This window comes from Aureimonas pseudogalii, assembly GCF_014196835.1.
Classification (GTDB): Bacteria; Pseudomonadota; Alphaproteobacteria; order Rhizobiales; family Rhizobiaceae; genus Aureimonas; species Aureimonas pseudogalii.
Genome location: NZ_JACIEK010000020.1, coordinates 13,172 through 29,704, shown reverse-complemented (window position 1 = coordinate 29,704; position 16,533 = coordinate 13,172). Strand labels below are relative to the sequence as shown.

Genomic DNA, 16,533 nt, shown 5'->3' with positions numbered 1-16,533 from the left:
GAGCGACCTAGGGCCCGCTCCTCTTCGACTGGCGTAGCGCGCCGGATGCGGCTTCAGCTCTTGGGGGCTCAAGGGCTTCGACGAAACCGGCTGCGCTCGGTCGCTGGCCCGGTACGGCGGAAAGACATTGCTGCAGCAACGGTCCGAGTGGCGACGCCACGTCGTCGGGGTCTTCCCGGCCGGTCAACCACAGGCCAATGCAACCCAGCGACCAGAGATCGGCGGCGGGGGCCGGTGCCGCGCCAGCCCATTGCTCTGGCGCGGCCCAGGCCGGCGAACCGATGGCCTCCCGCCCTGCCAGTGGATCCCCGGCGATCAGGCCGGCCGAGCCAAGATCGATCAAGACGACACGACCGGTTGCGCGAAACAGGACGTGGGCGGGCTTGAGATCCTGATGGACGATGCCTCGTCCATGAAGATAGGCCAGCGTTCGGCCCATCGTACGAAGTAGAGCAACGACGTCCTCGACCCGACCAAACGCGTTCCGGCGTTCGTCCAGGCTCGTCGCCAGAACCTCCAATGCGAGCCAGCCTTCGCCCATGCCGAGCCAGGCGGGCAGCCCCGGATGGTTCAGGATCCGCGCGAACCGTTGTTCCCGCTCGAACCTCCGACGAGCGATCGGATCCGGCGTCTCGAGATCGAGGCGTTTCAGAACGGCGATCCGGCCGTCCGGGGCTGTCGCCCGATGGACGCTCACACCATTTCGGCACGACAAGGCCTGCCAAACATTCCAGCCTTCCGGCAGGGCGAGAACCGACTCGCGCGCCTCAGAAGGCACCGATGCGTCGCCAGACCGGAAGGTCGATCGAGAGAATGGACTCGGCCTTCCGGCGCATCACGGACAGCACCTCGCCCTCGTCCTGGATGATCTCCCCGTCGCGTCGCAACTGCTCGCCTCGCGACTGAAGCAGTTCCAGGCATCTTGCGGCCAGTGCCTCGACCGTCTCCGGCGTCTGCGTCGCGAGAGCCTCATAGGCCAGCATCGAGAGCAGGGGGATCTGGAGCCCGCTCTGGATCGCGCAGGCTGCCAGGGTGATGGACGGTCGGCCGTGTTCGATGGCATTGCGCACGAAGGCAAGGTTCACCGAACGGAGGCGCTCGAGTTCGTGAGCCGTGGGCAGATGCTGAACCGTGATGGCGTTGCGCGTCTCGATGCCGACCGCCAGAATTTCCTCGTTGTTCGGCGAGGGAGGTGCGCCCGGCTTGGCCCGAAGCTCTGCGAGCGACGCGTCGCCCTCCGTCAGAACCCCGCCCATGAAGGCGTAGAAGGGTGATTTGAATTCGATCTCGCCGCTCGGCAATGTCAGTTTCGGCGCGAGCTGCGCTTTGGCATCCGCCAAGGTCAGACGCTTGCTCTCCAGCAGTCTCGCTTTGGGCAACGGCGCGATGGCGCGTGCGCCGCGCACGAAGACGTCGCGGCGAAAGATGCGGGGATTGAAATGATCCTTCAACGTTTCGCGCATCGCAGCAGGCACGGCCTCGACGAGGCGCCGCTGCTCCTCGGACAAGAAGATGGCCGGGAAGTTTTCCAGAAGAGTGGCACTCGCGACGTAGGAAAGCTTGGCGTGCGCGAGGTCCGCCGCAAGATCGGCATGATAGACCGGTTGCCAGGAGCCGTTCAGATATTCATGTGCGAGATAGGTCAGGCCGAGCTCGCGCTTGTTCAACAGGAACTTCACGAACTCCTCGTCGATGGCGATCGAGCCGGCCTGCTGGATGGCTTCGGCGAACCCCAAGGCCGCGTTCACGCGCCGGTCGCTCGGTCCGTCCTGTGTCGCCGCGAAATCATACAGGAGGCGCTGGATCGGCATCTGACGGCTCCAGCCGGGCAGAGCATTGTAGGTGACGGCGACGACGCCCCCCGGCCGCACGAAGCGCGCCAGGATCTCGATGATCTCCAGTTGATGCGCACGCGCGATCCAGGTCCAGATCCCGTGAAGGGTGACGTAGTCGAAGAGCGGAAGTTCGCCTTCGCCGCTCTTGGCCAACTCCGCGAAGGACCTTTCGGCGAAGTGGATATTGGACAAGCCGGCGCAGCGCGCCGTTTGCGTGGCGTAGGCGATATGGGCCGGGTTGAAGTCGAAGGCGTGGATCTCCGCCTCCGGATGGCAGGCGGCCAATGTCAACGCCGTCTCGCCAAGCCCGCAGCCAAGTTCGCAATAGGTAAAGGGTTGGTTCTCCTGACGAGGGGGGTAGACGCCGCGGATCAGGCAGGCGAGATCGAGATGCGACGGCATCTGCTCGGCATAGAAACCCGGAATATAGTCGATGTCGGCGACATAGCCCGAGGCCCAGTCGGTCATGATGAACCCTTCGCATGCGGATTGAGCGCGGACGTGGAAGCGAGGTCGACGACGCCCGCACATTGGCGTGGGCCGCTCGTTCCGACCCAGGTGTTCCACCCGAGCCGACTGGCGCCCAGAGCCTCCGCCGCACCGCCGATGCGCAGGGTCGGCACCGCCTCGGCCTTCAGCGTCAGACGCTGGACGAAGGAGAGGTCGGGCCCCAGCGAGAAGGCGGCGAGGTCGCCGAGCTGCTTCTGACGCCATTGCCCCGGCAGGAAGCTTTCGAATGGCGCATGGTCGAGTGGCCCGACGAGCAACCTCACGCGGCCCTGAACGCTCCAGCTCTTCTGCCCGACCACGGCGTCCCGACCCAAGCGGGAAAACGCGCCGCCGCCGAGGCCTGGCCGCCCGAGGCGCGTGCGCTCGGCGGCTGCGATGGGCAACCATTCGCCGACGAATTGCTCGATGCGGATCGGCTGGCCGATGGCGTTGGAAAGCACCTTCTCCACCGCGTGGGCAGATCGGGACTGTCGGCCGAGGAGCCCGGCATGGTGCAGCATGACGCTGTCGGGCAACGCGAGCCGCTCAGCCAGCTGTGGTGGCACCAGCCCCAGCACGGCCCGTATCGCGTCGTTACTCGTCGCCTTGCCCGTCAAGGGAAAGCGCTCGGCTTCGATCACCGGCCGATACTTGGCGAAGGCTTCATAGAAGAGCCCCGCCAACCGGTCGTTGAACAGGTCGAGAAAATCGCGCAGGCCCGGATTGCGCTCACGCAGCGAGGTCTGGACGATCTCGCTGAAGGCATGGGGCATGGCACCGCCGGCACCCGTCAGACCGATCACGGCTTGCGTCAGGCGCGCCGGAGCGCCGTCCGCAAAGCGCACGCGCGTGACCTCGCCACTGGCGAAGGACAGATTGGAAGAGGCCTCGATGCGCAGGGCGGCTCGGCGTGGATCCACACCACGACCGATCGCGTCGGGCGACGCCTTCCCGGCTCGCTGGCGCTCTTTCGCGACGATTTGCTCGACCAGACGCATCGCCTGAAACAGCTCGAACCCGTCGGGATTGCGCTCCAGCGTCTCGATCAGAGAAGAACGCGGTCGCCGGCGCGACTTGGCCATTGGCGCAGAACTCCGGTGCGCCCTTTGATGCGGGCGGTGAGACGGGAAAAGGAATTGACGGAGGCGTAGAGCCCGAGAAAGCGCTCGAGAATGCTGGCGAGCAGGAAGACGCTGGAGCCGGAGAAGTTGGCATCCTCGAAGAGGATCTCGACATCGACGCCCCGACAGAAGGCGATTTGATCGACGCCTCGCACGCGGGCCGAACCCAATTTGGCCGAGACCGACAGGACGCCGTCGATCAGCGCACGCGTCTCCGCCGAATCCTTCACGTCGTAGAGGGTCAGGAGTTCGCGGATCGCGCTGGCATCTTCGGCTTCGACCAGTGACAGATGATTGAGCGCAAGATGCGAGATCAACCTCCAGCGTCCTGCCTGACCGAAGGGATTGCGCAAGGTCGGCGTCGGAGGGGTCAGGAGGCGCAGCTTCGCGATGGCCGGCGAGGGCCTCACCATGGAAAGCCGCGGTTGCGAGCCGCCGAAAGGCAGGCGCTCTGGCAGGTCCCGATTGAGGCACATCGTATCGACCGAGAGCACGGCGTCGGGGAGAGCCCGCGCGTCGAAATCGGGATCCACCAGCGAAATCAGCGTTTCCGTGCCGGGATGATCGGCAGATCCTTCGCGCTGGTTGGCCAGCCACCAGACCTCGTGCGAGCGATCGTCGGTTCGGCCCTGCGAGGCGTCGGCATGTCGGAGACTGTAGAATGGAAGGGCCTGCTGTGGCGATTCCCGGCCACCGCCGCTGATCGCTACGTTGTCGATGCTGTAGACTTCGAGGGCAGCCTGTCGCCGGCTGTCGGGAACGATGCGGTATTCGCTCGTCCTTTGGTCGAGGCGGATCGGCTCGGCCGCTTGTGGGAAGAGGTTGACGACCGGCGTGCAACCCAGTGCGAAAGCCTCCGGTGACACCGCTCGCTCGATCGAGGATGCCGAACGCTTGAGAAAGACGAAGATCTCGAGGCGCCGTGCTTCCGGATCGAGACGCGCGGCCTCCGGCAGGTCCAGATCGACAAACAGAAACTTTTCCGGGAAGACGAAGAACTCCGTCAGCAGGCGATAGCCGGCATGGGCGGTCTCGGGATAAAGCAGCAGGCCCTCGTCCGAACCGAACCCGACGGGGCGCAGGGCCGTCGGCTCGGCGACGACGGGGTCGGTGTCGCCTGGACCATTTGCAAAAGCGACGGCCAGCGCGTCGTTCAGAAGCAGTTCGTAGAGTTGATAGGTGAGCGAGGGCTGGCCGCGCAGAAACAGACGGACACGCCCGGGGGCGATGTCGGCGAAGCTGCGTTCGCCCGAGGTCGGCTCCAATGTCAGACGAAGGCACGAAACCGCGCCAGCGGCATCCGGTACGATCGGCGCCTGAAAGGGGCGGCTGGCCAGGCTGGCGCCCACCAGCCGCATGGGATGCAGCTCGACCGGATAGGCCGTACGGAACCGGCACGTTTCCCCCTCCACCGGCTCGGTGTCCAGCATGGCTCCGGCCTCGATCAGGTAGCGCTCCTGCAGGTCGGCCGGCGGCTCCACTTGAAGCACCGACATGGACGGGATCGGCCGCTGGTAATGCGGATAGAGCATGCCGAGCAGGGCATCGGTCAGTTCGGGGAAGTCGTCGTCGAGCTTCTGGCGTACCCGCGCGGTCAGAAAGGCGAAGCTCTCGATGAGGCGGCCGACAGAGGGATCCTCGACGGCGTCGGCCGACAGACGAAGGCGACCGGCGATGCGCGGGTGCTCGGCCGCGAACTCCGCGGCCGTGCGCCGGATCGCCAGCAGCTCCCGATTGTAGTGGGTCAGAAAACTATCGGACATCGCACCCCTTCAGCCGATCATGCGCCGCCGGCTTCGACGCCGGTGATCGAAAGGTTGCGCGCTGCCGGATCGATCGCCGTATCGTAGACGATCGTGTCAACGCCGGCTTCGGTGACGAGAAGGCCGCGGATGCGAAAGCGCAAGGTCCGATCCAGCGTGTTGGCAAGGCCGACCATCTCGACGCTGACATCGCGCAGCCTCGGCTCGAAGCGGCGGATCACGTCCTCGAACTGCCGCCGGAAAGCGTCGCGCTGGGCATCCGACGCCATGGGGCGCGTCTGCAGATCGCTGAGCCCATAGGTGAGGAGCGACGTCCGGAGCTCCTTGAGCTGAGCCGGCGCGGAAACCTGGCAGGGACGCGTGTTGAATAGCGCCTCTAGGTCGCGCCGGACGCTGTTGCGTATGGCCGCCACGCTGGCGAGCGTTTCCCGCGAACCCTCCGCCGCATCACCGGCCAGAAGGCGGTCGAGGACGGAGAGACGAACGGGTTGGCGGCCTCGCGTGTTCGACATGGGAGGCTCTAGCGCTCGCGAAGGCCATTCAGTTCCGTGAAGAGACGGAACGAAGCCACCATCTGGTCGATCTGGAAATGCGGCTTGAGATGCATCACGCAAGCAAAGGATCCCGGCTTGCCGGGAACTTCGCGGATCTCGACGCGGGAACTGTTCAGCGGATACTGCGCTTTCAACTCCTCGGGAGCGTCGGCATTGCCGGTGACATATTGCTGAAGCCACGTGCTCAAGCGCGACTGCAATTCGTCGGCCGTGGTGAATGCCCCCATGACATCGCGGGCGATGACCTTGATGTAATGGGCGAAGCGGCTGACGCAGAGGATGTATTGGAGCATGGACGAGATGCGTTCGTTGGCGGCGCGCACGTCGGTTCCCGCGTGGGCGGGAGCATGAAGGGAGGGCGCCCCGAGGAAGGCCGAGTTTGGCGTGTAACGGCATGGACTGAGGGTCATCAGCCCGATTTCCTCCATCTGCTTCTGCTTGCGGTCGGTCAGCTCCACTTCGAGCGGCCGGCGATAGGCCTCCGCTTCTCCTGTGGAAAAGGGAGCGCTGGGCAGATTCTCGACCAAGCCCGCGCCGCTCTCATCCTGCCGGGTGCCGCGAATGTCGGCAAACCAGCTCCAGTCACGGAACGACGTGACGACAACGGCGCCGAACGCATAGACACCGTTGCCGAAGAGCCAGTTCTTGACGGGCAGGCCATGCCGGCCTTCCTCGTAGCGAAACCCGTCGGTGCGAGCGCCGCTGTCCGCGTGGCGTCGTCGCAGCAGAATGCGCGGCGCTGTGACGGCTAGGAAGCGGCTGTCGTCCTGGGCCTGAAGGGCACGCCAGCGAGCGTAGTCCGTGCCGCGGAAGGGGAGGGCGATGTCCTGAACGAAGGACAGTTCGGAGAACTCTTCGACGCCGAGAAGGGCAGGGCTCGCACCGATGACGCACGGGGCGAACGCAGCGGCCGCGACGCCGGCCAACGAGGCCAGGGTGGAGATGTCGTCGCCGGGAATGCCGCGCGCCGCGCCGTGCCGATGCTGGATCTCGTAGTCGCACAGGACGAGTCCGTACGGCAGCCCGCCGGGCATGCCGAACTCGTCGCTGTACAGGCGCTCGAACAGCAGGCTGCGGTCGAATTCCGACGCGCGGTTGAAGTCTCGCGCCAACTCCGCCCACGTGGCTGACATGATGCGCACCACGACGCGTTCGTCGTTGTCGGCAGAGGCCAGCAGATGGTCCAGGCCACGCCACGACGCCTCGAGCGCCTGGAACTCATCACGGTGCAGGATTTCGTCGACCTGCACCGACAGGAGGTCGTCGATCGCGGCGATGTCGCGGTCGATCGCGGCACGAAGACCGCCTCCTGTGCGGGTCAGAAGATTTTGCAGCCGGTCGCCGAACCAGAGCTGCAGGGCTTCCGCCGTATCATCGCTCCCGACGAAGCGGGCGAGATCGCTCTCGCCCGCTTCGTCCTCGTCGAAAAGGGCTTCGGTCAGCCGAAGCCCGAGCGGTGGCGCGACGATACCGGCGATCCGTTCCCCTTCGGAAGGGGAGGAAAGGTTCACTTGCATGCCGCGCCGCCCGTCAGGCCGACGCCGGAATGCGGGCCACGAGCCGCATGGAGGTGGTGAGTTCTTCCATCTGCAGCCAGGGACGCAGATAGGCGACCGCGTTGTAGGAGCCGGGCGCACCCGGAATCTCCTTCACCGTGACCTTGGCCTCGGCGAGCGGGAAGCGTGCCTTCGTCTCCTGGCCGGCCGCCGCGTTGCCGTTCACGTAGTTGCTGATCCAGCTGTTCAGCCAGCTCTCGGCGTCGCTTGCCTCGAGGAAGGAGCCGACCTTGTCCCGGCCCATCACCTTCAGGTAGTGCGCGATCCGGCCGGTCGCCATGATGTAGGGCAGACGGGCCGAAATGGCCGCGTTGGCGGTGGCTTCGGGCGTGTCGTACTTTTTGGGCTTCTGGGTCGTCTGCGCGCCGAAGAACACGGCATAGTCGGTGTTCTTGTAATGGCAGATCGGCAGGAACCCGAGCTTGGAGAGTTCCGCCTCGCGCCGGTCCGTAATGCCGATCTCGGTCGGGCATTGCTGGTCGGTGTCGCCGCTGTCGGAAACGAAGCTGAAGCTCGGCAGGTTCTCGACCTTTCCGCCACCTTCGGCGCCGCGAATGGCGGTGCACCATCCGGTCTGGGCGAAGGCATCGGTCAGGCGCGTGCCGAGCGAGAAGGCGGCATTCGTCCAGGTGAACTTATCGGGCGTCATCGCCGTCGTCCGGCCATCGGCATCGACCGGGGCTTCCTGGAAATCGAACTCCTCGATCTGCGTGCCGGCCGAGCCGTAGGGCAGGCGCGACAGGACGCGCGGCATGGCGAGCGTCACGAAGCGGCTATCCTCGCTCTCGCGGAACGAGCGCCACTTGATGTAGTCCGGCGTCTCGAAGATCTTTTCGAGGTCGCGCGGCTTCGACAGCTCGGTGAAGGAGTCGAGGCCGAACATCTGGGGCGCAGCCGCCGCCACGAAGGGCGAGAAGGACGCAGCCGCGACATTCGACATGCTCTGCAACGTCGCCATGTCGTCGGCGCCGGGGCCGAAATCGTAGTTCCCGATCAGCGCGCCGTAGGGCTCGCCACCGGACAGGCCGAACTCGTTCTCGTAGATCTTCTTGAAGATCGTGCTCTGATCGAATTCCGCGGCCTTCGCCAGATCCTTGCTCAGCTCCTTCTTGGAGATGTTGAGCAGGCGGATCTTCAGGTTGGCGCTCGTCTCGGTGTTCTTGACCAGATAGTTCAGCCCGCGCCATGAGCCTTCGAGTTCCTGGAACTCGGGATGGTGCAGGATCGCGGAAAGCTGCTTCGAGATCTTATCGTCGATCGCGGCGATCGCCTTCTGGAACGTCACGGCGAGGTTCTTGTTGAACGTCACCGTTCCCTTCATCGCCTCCTGCGTCAGGTTGCGCAGAAGGTCCTGAACTTCGTTGGCGTCCGTGTTGCGCGTCGCGCCGATGGCCTGATCAAGCAGGCTGCCGGTCTCGGACGTGGCTTCGGCGCCGGTGGCCGACTTCAGCTGGGTCTCGCTCATCACTCGTCTCCCTTACCGGAATCCGCACCGAGCTGGCTGGCTAGGGCCTGGATCTGGTCCGTGTTCTTCAGAACTTCCTCGAGAAGGCTTTCGAGCTCTTCCGAGCGATCGACCTTCGTCATCAGGTCGCGCAACTTGTTGCGGGCCTCGATCAGCTTGCGCAGCGGCTCGACTTGCTGAACCACGGCGGCCGGCTCGAAATCGGCCATCGACTTGAACTTGAGGTCGATGGCGATCTCCGAGCCGTCGTCGGAGAGCGTGTTGTCGACGCGGAACTGCGCGCCCGGCGTCAGTCGCTGAAGGGTCTCGTCGAAATTGTCGCGGTCGATCTGCGTGAACTTGCGATCGCGCAGCGGCTTCTGGGGCTCGTAGGACTTGCCCGCGAAATCGCCGAGCACGCCGACCACGAAGGGCAGTTCCTTGCGGACCGCCGCGCCTTCGGTCTCGACATCGTATGTGATGTGAACGCGGGGCTTGCGCACCCGGTTTAGCTTCTGCTGTACGCTCTCAGACATGCTTCTCTCCAGTCATAAGGTAATTACCACCCATCGCTCGACCCGGAACTGCTCGCACTGTAACTGTCTTCGCTACTGGGCGACGACGTGGAATAGACGGGTTGAGTAAGGGTAATCTCTTCTTTGCCTTCGATGCGCATGCCCGCGGCAAGAATAAAACGGCTTATGTGCGATGCGTCGGTTGTAAGCTCTTGAAGCAATTCGGGCAACGACATTCGCGCACGGCGAACGGCCTCGGTGAGCGTATAGGAAATGGGAGCTTGCGGTTCTGTCGTGCGGAAATACTGGGCCAACTGCGTCACCGCGTCCAACGCTTCCTCACGGTTGGCGAAACCGTTGATCCGGTGGACGGAAGCCGACACCCGCACGGGAGACGAGGCTTCGTCGCCGCTCACGCCTGAGCCGCTGTCCTTTGCGGCAGCGGTGCTTGACACCTGAGGCAACGCGGCGTTTTCCAGCTTCTGGAGGGCCTTCTCCTGCGTCGCGAGCTTGTCGGCGCCGAAATGGCGGATCGAGCCCGCGACATGCTCCAGCAGCTCGCGCAGTGGCGTGAAGGAGGGAGCATCATAGCCGGCGACCCTGTCGAGCGCGGTGCCAAGCGCCGCCAGTGCCGCCAACGCCTCCTCGATCGTCGTTAGAAGCTCGTGGAGATCATGCCCGGCCGTTTCGGCCAGACTGTCTCGGAAGGCCTCGAGGGAAACCGCGCCACCGGCGATACGTGCCGCACGCCGTTCCGGGTCCGTGAGCTTCTCCAGCTCCATCGCCTGATCGTAGTTCCAGATCGAACAGGGCCTGGCGATCCCCACGATGGGCAGGGTGCGCAGCGTCTGAGCCAAGGTCCCTGCTGCGCCTGCGCCGCTCAGAGCGGCGACCGCCGTCAGCCGGCCCTCGTTGCCATCTTCTTCGTCGGGTAGCGGATGGATCGTGTCCCAGAATCCGTCGACCAGCACGGTGAGCATGCGCAGTCCGTCGCGGAGCCCAAGGAAACCTTCCAGCCGAACCAGGGCTTCCGTCGTCCAGGCGGCGACTTCGAGATCCTTGGCCTGCCCGGACAGGAGCGCCAGCCCGCTCTGCAGGACGACCCCCCAAGTTTCGGGAGGCGGTGCGTCGGCATCGACATTCCCGCGTTCGGCGGCGCGAGCCGAACCCCGCGCATCCTTGACGCGGTAGTAGAGCGACTGCGCCGAACCGTCGGCGCGTGGATCGTTGCCCGATGATGTCTCTTCGCCGACTGGCTGGGACAGGGCCTCCAGATCGATCACGGACGGAAGCGACATCAGTTGAACGCTCTGCTGCTGGGGAACTGCGATACGACCGGCTGGCGCCCGTCTCCGCCATTGCCGATATCGATGCCTCGGTCGATCACGTCCTGAAAAAACGATGCCGCCCGCTCCGGGTTTCCAGCCGCGACGGCAAGCAGGATTGAGGCCGCGATGCCGGTCGGCGCCAGCACCGGGTCCGGCAACACTTCGGGAAGGCCCAGGGGCGCCATGCTGCCACCGGACCAGAACGCCGCGAGAGCGGCATAGGCACCCGGCGTCGCCGACTGGACACTTTCGGCCGCTTGCAGGCAGAGAAAACGTCGCTCGTCGGTGGTCTCGTAGACCCAGTCTTGAGCCGCGCGATAGGCCGGGTCGGGATCGATCGAAGTCGCGCCGGGCACGGCCGATCCGGCCATGCAGGCCCACCACACGCCTTCGCGCACCGGCAGGGCGAAGGCCAGGAAGCGCACGGCATCGGTCAACAGTCCGCTTCCATTGAGAAGCGTCAGGAACCCCTGCGGCGAGAGACTCGGCGTCAGGTAGGCCTGTGCATCGACCGACAGGGCGACACGACCGCAGACCTCGACCGCGGTGGCGGCACCAATCTTCTGAATGGGGGCGATCGGAACGGCCATCGTCAGTTGATCTTCACCAAGCCGCCATTGATCTGCGTCATGCCCGAACCTTTGACGTCGACTAGGAGACCGGACAGTTCGGCTTTGCCCGTCGCCTGCGTCGTGACCATCGGTCCCTTGATCGTCACGCCCTGCGGGGTCACCTCGATGGTGCTTTGCCCGCATTTCAACGTGATGCCGCGAAGCGCTTCGATCGTGACAGAACCGGCGGCGCAGGTTTGTGAAAGATTGCCCGCCTGCAGTTCGACCGTCATGTTTCCGCCCTGCAGTGCGATCGAAAGGTTGCCGCTCCCGAGCTTCAGCGCGTCGTTGCCCTTCGTCAGGCTCGCCGTTCGGTTGCCCTGAGCGATGGTCAGCGTTTCGTCGCCCTGTGAGAGTGTCTCCGATCGGTTGCCTTTGGACAAGGTCAGCGTGTCGTTGCCGTCCGCGATGGTCGTCGTGCGGTCGTTCTTGATCGTGCGGGTCTGGTCGTGGCCGATGTCGACGACATCGTCGTTCTCCACGACACGCCTGAAATCCTTCTGGGCGTGAAAGAGCACCTGCTCCTTCTCTTTCGTGTCGTCGAAGGACAGTTCGTTGAACGTGGTCGTGTCGCCGGTCTTCGTGCTGCGCGTCCGCAACCCGCTCTTGTTCATCTCGCCCGGCAAGGCGAAGGGCGGCGTGCAGTCGCCGTTGTAGAGCGCGCCGGTCACGACCGGCTGGTCCGGGTCGCCGTTCAAGAAATGCACCACGACCTCCATTCCGACTCTCGGAATGAACTGCGTGCCCCAGCCCTTGCCGGCCCAACTCTGCGCAACCCGGATGAAGCACGAACTCTGCTCGTCGTGCTGACCCAGCCGATCCCAATGGAACTGAACGCGAACGCGGCCATGCGCGTCCGTGTAGACTTCGGAGTTCGAGGGACCGACCACCGTCGCCGTCTGCGGCCCATGGGCGCGCGGCTTGGCGATGTGGATGGCAGGCCGCGCCGTCCGGCTCGCGGGAATGGCCTTGAAACGATTGGAGTAGACCGGCTTTCCGTCGTCCTCGACCTTGTTGTTGAAGAACGAAGAGTCGATCAGCCGGTGCTCGATCTCGGATATCACGAAGCTCTCGCCCGACACGGACGCATCGTCCGCAAGCGCCACTTCCGCAAACGAGTCGCTTTCGATCGAGAATTTTCGACCGGGAACGAGCGAGGCTGCCGTGGACTGGCCTTCGATCTCCTCGATCGTCGCGTCGGCCGCATCCACGTTGCGCGTGGCCGCGCCCCTCTGCCGCGCACTCAGCGCTGCGCCCTCTCCATAGGCGAAATGTTCCCAACCGCGAGTCGGCGACAGGCTGGACTCGCTCGACCCCTCGATCGCCGTCGAAGGCGCGGCGAAATCGAACTGCCGGAAACTCCACTTGGTGTCGGTAAGCCGTCGATGCAGCATGATGGACTGAACCAGCCGCTCGCCCTCGATGCTGTGTTCCACATGACGCAAAGCCGGCCCGGAGGCGCTCGCATACTTCACCGCGCTGTCGCAGACGACGAGCGTGTGCGCACCGTCGGTATGTTCGAAGAAGAAGAAATAGCCCTCCTCGTCGAACAGTCGGCAAATGAAGTCGAGATCCGTTTCGCCGAACTGGACGCAATAGGCGCGAGGCGTTTTCGTGCCGACGATTTCGAACCGGAAAGCGTTGACGTCGCGCTCGCCGAGGATCGCCGACGCGATGTCGACGACGCTCTTTTCCTGGAAGATTCTGTAGTTCGAAGAATGACGAAGCACTGCGAGAGTGGGCTCTATGTCGAGTGCGCAACGTCGATAGCCGCTGCGGAGCTGCGGGCCGAAACGAAACCCCGTCACGATCCCGTGGATCAGCCGCGTTTCATCGGCGAAGCGCGACATCGTCAGGCTCACCGCTTGACCGAGAAGGTCCGAGGCGCCGAAGGTCGGTGTGCACATTCCGCGAAGATGAAAGGAGAAGAGCCGCGACAAAGCTTCGCGACCCTCCATTTCCTCGACCACGACGACATCCTTGCCGAGCGGCGTTTGCAGCCGCAGCCAGCGCTGATCCTGCGACAGGGAAACCGTCGACATGAAGACCTTTCAGGATGCCATGAGGGTCGAACCGCGCGCCGGAATCAGGCGTTCTTCGCGGTGGACAGATCGTAGGTCATCGACACCGGCTCGCCTGCGTTGTCGACCTTCGCGACGGAGTTCTTCACCATGACCTTGGTGAAGTTGAGCGAAACGGACTCCGACGGCCGATCGCCACCCGACGAGACCGAGTAACCGGACGTCAGCGTGTTGGTCAGCTCGTAGCGCAGGAACTCCTCGACGCCGCCGCCGCCTGCCTTGGTGCGTGTGAACACGACTTCGGCCTTGACGGGCTTTCCGTGAAGGGCCGCCGCCAGGATGTCGTTCGACGCTTTATCCAAGTTCTTGGTCACGGTGACCTCGCTGAGCGAGGGCTGCGAGCTTTCCCGTACGCCTTCGCTGCCATGCGGCGAGCCGATGCCGCGCCCGACGCCCCACTGGAAGCTCTGGAGCTCGATCCACTCCTTGAAGCCCTCGGCGGTGACGTTGCCCTTGATCTGATCGTATTTGAGGTAGATGGCCATGAATGCGCTTCCTTGGTGGACGACTGTTGGGGCGACGCGGTTATTCGGCCGCGACCGGTTCTTCGACCGGGAGCGTATCCCCCTCCGCCGCGTCGGCAGGGGAGAAGTTGAAGCTGCCGTCGGAATGGAGGGAGATCCGCACGTTCGGCACCTCGCGATCGTTGGCGATCCAAGCGAGGACCTGCGCCGACAGTTGCGGCAGCAAACTGCGCGACAGGATGTACTCGATGTTGCGGGCCCCGCTTTCGACCTCCGTGCACCGCGCTGCGATGGCCGCCACGAGCTCGGCATCCCAGAGCAGCCGCGACTTGTAGGTTTCGGCGAAGCGTTTGGCGATCCGCTTGAGCTGCAGGTCGACGATCTGGCGGATCACGTCGTCGGCGAGCGGGAAATAGGGGATCACCGAACACCGACCGAGGAAGGCCGGCTTGAAGCTTTTCAACAGCTCGGGACGCAGCGCCTCGGACAGCTCGTCCGGACTCGGACGCGTGGCCGGATTTGCGCAGAGGCGGTGGATCAAATCCGTGCCGGCATTCGACGTGAGGATGATCACGGTGTTCTTGAAGTCGATGTCCCGACCTTCGCCGTCCCGCAGCATCCCCTTGTCGAACACCTGATAGAAGACGTCCTGAACGCCGGGATGCGCCTTCTCGACCTCGTCGAGCAGGATCACCGAGTACGGCCGCCGCCTCACGGCCTCGGTCAGCACGCCGCCTTCGCCATAGCCGACATAGCCGGGAGGCGAGCCGACGAGCATGGAAACCTTATGCTCTTCCTTGAACTCCGACATGTTGATGACGGTGAGGTTCTGTTCGCCGCCATAGAGCAGTTCCGCCACGGCCAGTGCGGTCTCCGTCTTGCCGACGCCGGACGTGCCGACCATCAGGAAGACGCCGATCGGCTTGCGCGGGTCGGACAGTTTTGCACGCGAGGTGCGGATCGTTTCCGCGATGGCCTCCAAAGCCTGCGGCTGGCCGATGACGCGTTCCTCCAGCTTCGGCTTGAGGTTGAGCACCGTCTTGATTTCGTTCGAGATCATGCGGCCGACGGGAATGCCGGTCCAGTTGGCGATGACCTCGGCGATCGCTTGAGCATCCACGGTCACCCGCATCAGAGGGTGCTCGCCCTGCAGCAGGGTCAGCTCTGTACCAAGCTGGCGCAACTCCTCGCGCAGCACGGCGGGGTCGCCTGCTTCCTCGCCCGTCGTCTCGCTGCCCAGCGTTTCGTGCAGGGCGCGCATGCGATCGACGATCGCCTTCTCACGTTCGAACTGGCGCTCCAGCGCGTCGAGCCGATCCTGCGTCGCTTCGCGCCGCTCCTCAAGTTCGGTCATGCGTGCGCCGTGGTCGGCGCCGATGCGCGTCTCGCGTCCCAGCACCGCCAGATCCGTGTCGAGCATCTGGATCTGACGCCGGGCATCCTCGATCGCGGCTGGCGTCGCGTTGCTGGCGACCGAGACGCGGCCTGCTGCCGTGTCGAGAAGGCTGACGGCCTTGTCGGGTAGCTGGCGACTGGGAATGTAGCGGCGCGACAGACGAACCGCATCCTCGACCGCTTCCGACAGGATGCGCACTCCATGGTGGCGCTCGAGCGTCGGCACGAGACCGCGCATCATGGCGATGGCCGCTTCGTCCCCCGGCTCCTCGACCTTCACCACCTGGAAACGCCTGGTGAGCGCCGGATCGCGCTCGAAGTACTTTTTATATTCGGCCCAAGTGGTGGCTGCGATGGTTCGCATTTCACCGCGAGCAAGCGCCGGCTTCAGCAGGTTGGCTGCATCGTTCTGCCCGGCGGCTCCACCGGCGCCGATCAGGGTGTGAGCTTCGTCGATGAACATGATGATCGGCTTGGGCGACGACTTCACCCCCTCGATCACGTTCTTCAGACGGTTCTCGAACTCGCCTTTCATTCCGGCTCCGGCCTGCAGCAAGCCGAGGTCGAGCGAAAGGAGTTCCACGTCCTTCAGGGCATCCGGAACGTCGCCGGCGGCGATCTTCAGCGCAAATCCCTCGACGACCGCCGTTTTGCCAACGCCCGCCTCGCCGGTCAGGATCGGATTGTTCTGCCGGCGGCGTGTGAGAATGTCGATGATCTGGCGTGTTTCGGCATCGCGGCCGAGAACGGGGTCGATCTTCCCCTCGCGGGCTCGGGCGGTGAGGTTCACCGTGTATTGGTCGAGAGCGGCGGATGCGGCGCCGACAGCGGCCCTCGGGCGTGTCGGCTCTCCCGTGGGCTCCGCGCCTTCGGGGGCTTCGGTGCTGGAGGCGGTGATCGTCCCGAGCGCCGCCTTCAGATCCTCTCCGTTGATCTTGGCCAGTTCGCGAGACGCGTCCCGCGCCACCGCCGAGAGCGTATCGTCGTCCATCAAGGCCGCCAGGACGTGACCGCTGCGGACGCTGGCTTCACCCGACTCGAGCGATGCCAGGAGCCACGCTTCCCGCATCAGGCGGACGACGTTGGGAGCCAGGGACGGGGCGCGGCTGTTGCCGGTCTTGAACCGATCGAGCACTCGCGTGAGATCGGTCTGCAAGCGCGCCATGTCGATCCCGAAATGGCGCAGGATCGCCGCAGCGTCGGTGTCGGCCGGTTCCACCAGCTTCGTCAGCCAGTGCTCGATCTCCACGTTATAGTGGGTCCGCGAGAGGGTCAGGCCCACCGCGGCTTCAAGGGAGGCACGCGCCGGCGCATTGAGGCGCCCTACCAGAACCTGCAGATCGACAGCCAATGAAATCTCCCGATGCCTTCGACGCG

13 protein-coding genes are annotated in these 16,533 nt (G+C 64.7%); all 13 read right to left on the bottom strand.

Going from position 1 to position 16,533, the window contains the following annotated elements:
• Positions 1 to 7: 7 nt before the first annotated feature.
• The 13 genes from GGR04_RS21275 to tssH are packed head-to-tail and all read right to left on the bottom strand — an operon-like array spanning position 8 to position 16,507.
• Positions 8 to 778: a protein kinase domain-containing protein gene (locus GGR04_RS21275; RefSeq protein WP_183202279.1), complete on the bottom strand. Its 771-nt coding sequence runs from the start codon at positions 776 to 778 to the stop codon at positions 8 to 10.
• Positions 768 to 2,303, bottom strand: a complete 1,536-nt coding sequence (locus tag GGR04_RS21270) for a class I SAM-dependent methyltransferase (protein ID WP_183202277.1) — start codon at positions 2,301 to 2,303, stop codon at positions 768 to 770. Before GGR04_RS21270 ends, GGR04_RS21275 begins: the two co-directional genes overlap by 11 nt.
• Positions 2,300 to 3,406, bottom strand: coding sequence for a type VI secretion system baseplate subunit TssG (gene tssG, locus GGR04_RS21265; RefSeq protein ID WP_183202275.1), 1,107 nt, complete (start codon positions 3,404 to 3,406; stop codon positions 2,300 to 2,302). Before tssG ends, GGR04_RS21270 begins: the two co-directional genes overlap by 4 nt.
• On the bottom strand, positions 3,370 to 5,208 hold the full coding sequence (gene tssF, locus GGR04_RS21260) for a type VI secretion system baseplate subunit TssF (RefSeq protein WP_183202273.1): 1,839 nt from the start codon (positions 5,206 to 5,208) through the stop codon (positions 3,370 to 3,372). The genes tssG and tssF overlap by 37 nt, the downstream gene beginning before the upstream one ends.
• 17 nt (positions 5,209 to 5,225) lie before the next feature.
• Positions 5,226 to 5,720 (bottom strand): type VI secretion system baseplate subunit TssE, encoded by a 495-nt coding sequence (tssE, locus tag GGR04_RS21255; protein ID WP_183202271.1) that lies wholly within the window; start codon positions 5,718 to 5,720, stop codon positions 5,226 to 5,228.
• 8 nt (positions 5,721 to 5,728) lie between these two features.
• On the bottom strand, positions 5,729 to 7,279 hold the full coding sequence (gene tssC / locus GGR04_RS21250; RefSeq protein ID WP_183202269.1) for a type VI secretion system contractile sheath large subunit: 1,551 nt from the start codon (positions 7,277 to 7,279) through the stop codon (positions 5,729 to 5,731).
• 13 nt (positions 7,280 to 7,292) lie between these two features.
• Positions 7,293 to 8,786: a type VI secretion system contractile sheath large subunit gene (gene tssC / locus GGR04_RS21245; protein WP_376769885.1), complete on the bottom strand. Its 1,494-nt coding sequence runs from the start codon at positions 8,784 to 8,786 to the stop codon at positions 7,293 to 7,295.
• Positions 8,783 to 9,298 carry a type VI secretion system contractile sheath small subunit gene (gene tssB / locus GGR04_RS21240; protein WP_183202265.1) on the bottom strand — a complete coding sequence of 172 codons (516 nt, stop codon included), beginning with the start codon at positions 9,296 to 9,298 and terminating at the stop codon, positions 8,783 to 8,785. Before tssB ends, tssC (GGR04_RS21245) begins: the two co-directional genes overlap by 4 nt.
• A 23-nt stretch (positions 9,299 to 9,321) precedes the next feature.
• Positions 9,322 to 10,575 (bottom strand): type VI secretion system protein TssA, encoded by a 1,254-nt coding sequence (gene tssA, locus GGR04_RS21235; RefSeq protein WP_183202263.1) that lies wholly within the window; start codon positions 10,573 to 10,575, stop codon positions 9,322 to 9,324.
• Complete coding sequence (locus tag GGR04_RS21230) at positions 10,575 to 11,195, bottom strand: DUF6931 family protein (protein WP_183202261.1); 621 nt, start codon at positions 11,193 to 11,195, stop codon at positions 10,575 to 10,577. The genes tssA and GGR04_RS21230 overlap by 1 nt, the downstream gene beginning before the upstream one ends.
• Positions 11,196 to 11,197: 2 nt before the next feature.
• Complete coding sequence (locus tag GGR04_RS21225; protein WP_183202259.1) at positions 11,198 to 13,258, bottom strand: type VI secretion system Vgr family protein; 2,061 nt, start codon at positions 13,256 to 13,258, stop codon at positions 11,198 to 11,200.
• 44 nt (positions 13,259 to 13,302) lie between these two features.
• Positions 13,303 to 13,782, bottom strand: coding sequence for an Hcp family type VI secretion system effector (locus GGR04_RS21220; protein ID WP_183202257.1), 480 nt, complete (start codon positions 13,780 to 13,782; stop codon positions 13,303 to 13,305).
• Between the two features lie 40 nt (positions 13,783 to 13,822).
• The gene (tssH, locus tag GGR04_RS21215; protein WP_183202255.1) at positions 13,823 to 16,507 is read right to left on the bottom strand and encodes a type VI secretion system ATPase TssH; all 2,685 of its coding nucleotides are present in this window, start codon (positions 16,505 to 16,507) and stop codon (positions 13,823 to 13,825) included.
• Between the last annotated feature and the right edge of the window lie 26 nt (positions 16,508 to 16,533).

Excerpts from the sequence above, each read along its gene's own strand:
- tssF (WP_183202273.1), bottom strand. The coding sequence starts at position 5,208 with ATGTCCGATAGTTTTCTGACCCACTACAATCGGGAGCTGCTGGCGATC.
- GGR04_RS21270 (WP_183202277.1), bottom strand. The coding sequence starts at position 2,303 with ATGACCGACTGGGCCTCGGGCTATGTCGCCGACATCGACTATATTCCG.
- GGR04_RS21225 (WP_183202259.1), bottom strand. The coding sequence starts at position 13,258 with ATGTCGACGGTTTCCCTGTCGCAGGATCAGCGCTGGCTGCGGCTGCAA.
- tssE (WP_183202271.1), bottom strand. The coding sequence starts at position 5,720 with ATGTCGAACACGCGAGGCCGCCAACCCGTTCGTCTCTCCGTCCTCGAC.
- tssG (WP_183202275.1), bottom strand. The coding sequence starts at position 3,406 with ATGGCCAAGTCGCGCCGGCGACCGCGTTCTTCTCTGATCGAGACGCTG.
- tssB (WP_183202265.1), bottom strand. The coding sequence starts at position 9,298 with ATGTCTGAGAGCGTACAGCAGAAGCTAAACCGGGTGCGCAAGCCCCGC.
- GGR04_RS21230 (WP_183202261.1), bottom strand. The coding sequence starts at position 11,195 with ATGGCCGTTCCGATCGCCCCCATTCAGAAGATTGGTGCCGCCACCGCG.
- tssC (WP_183202269.1), bottom strand. The coding sequence starts at position 7,279 with ATGCAAGTGAACCTTTCCTCCCCTTCCGAAGGGGAACGGATCGCCGGT.
- tssA (WP_183202263.1), bottom strand. The coding sequence starts at position 10,575 with ATGTCGCTTCCGTCCGTGATCGATCTGGAGGCCCTGTCCCAGCCAGTC.
- GGR04_RS21220 (WP_183202257.1), bottom strand. The coding sequence starts at position 13,782 with ATGGCCATCTACCTCAAATACGATCAGATCAAGGGCAACGTCACCGCC.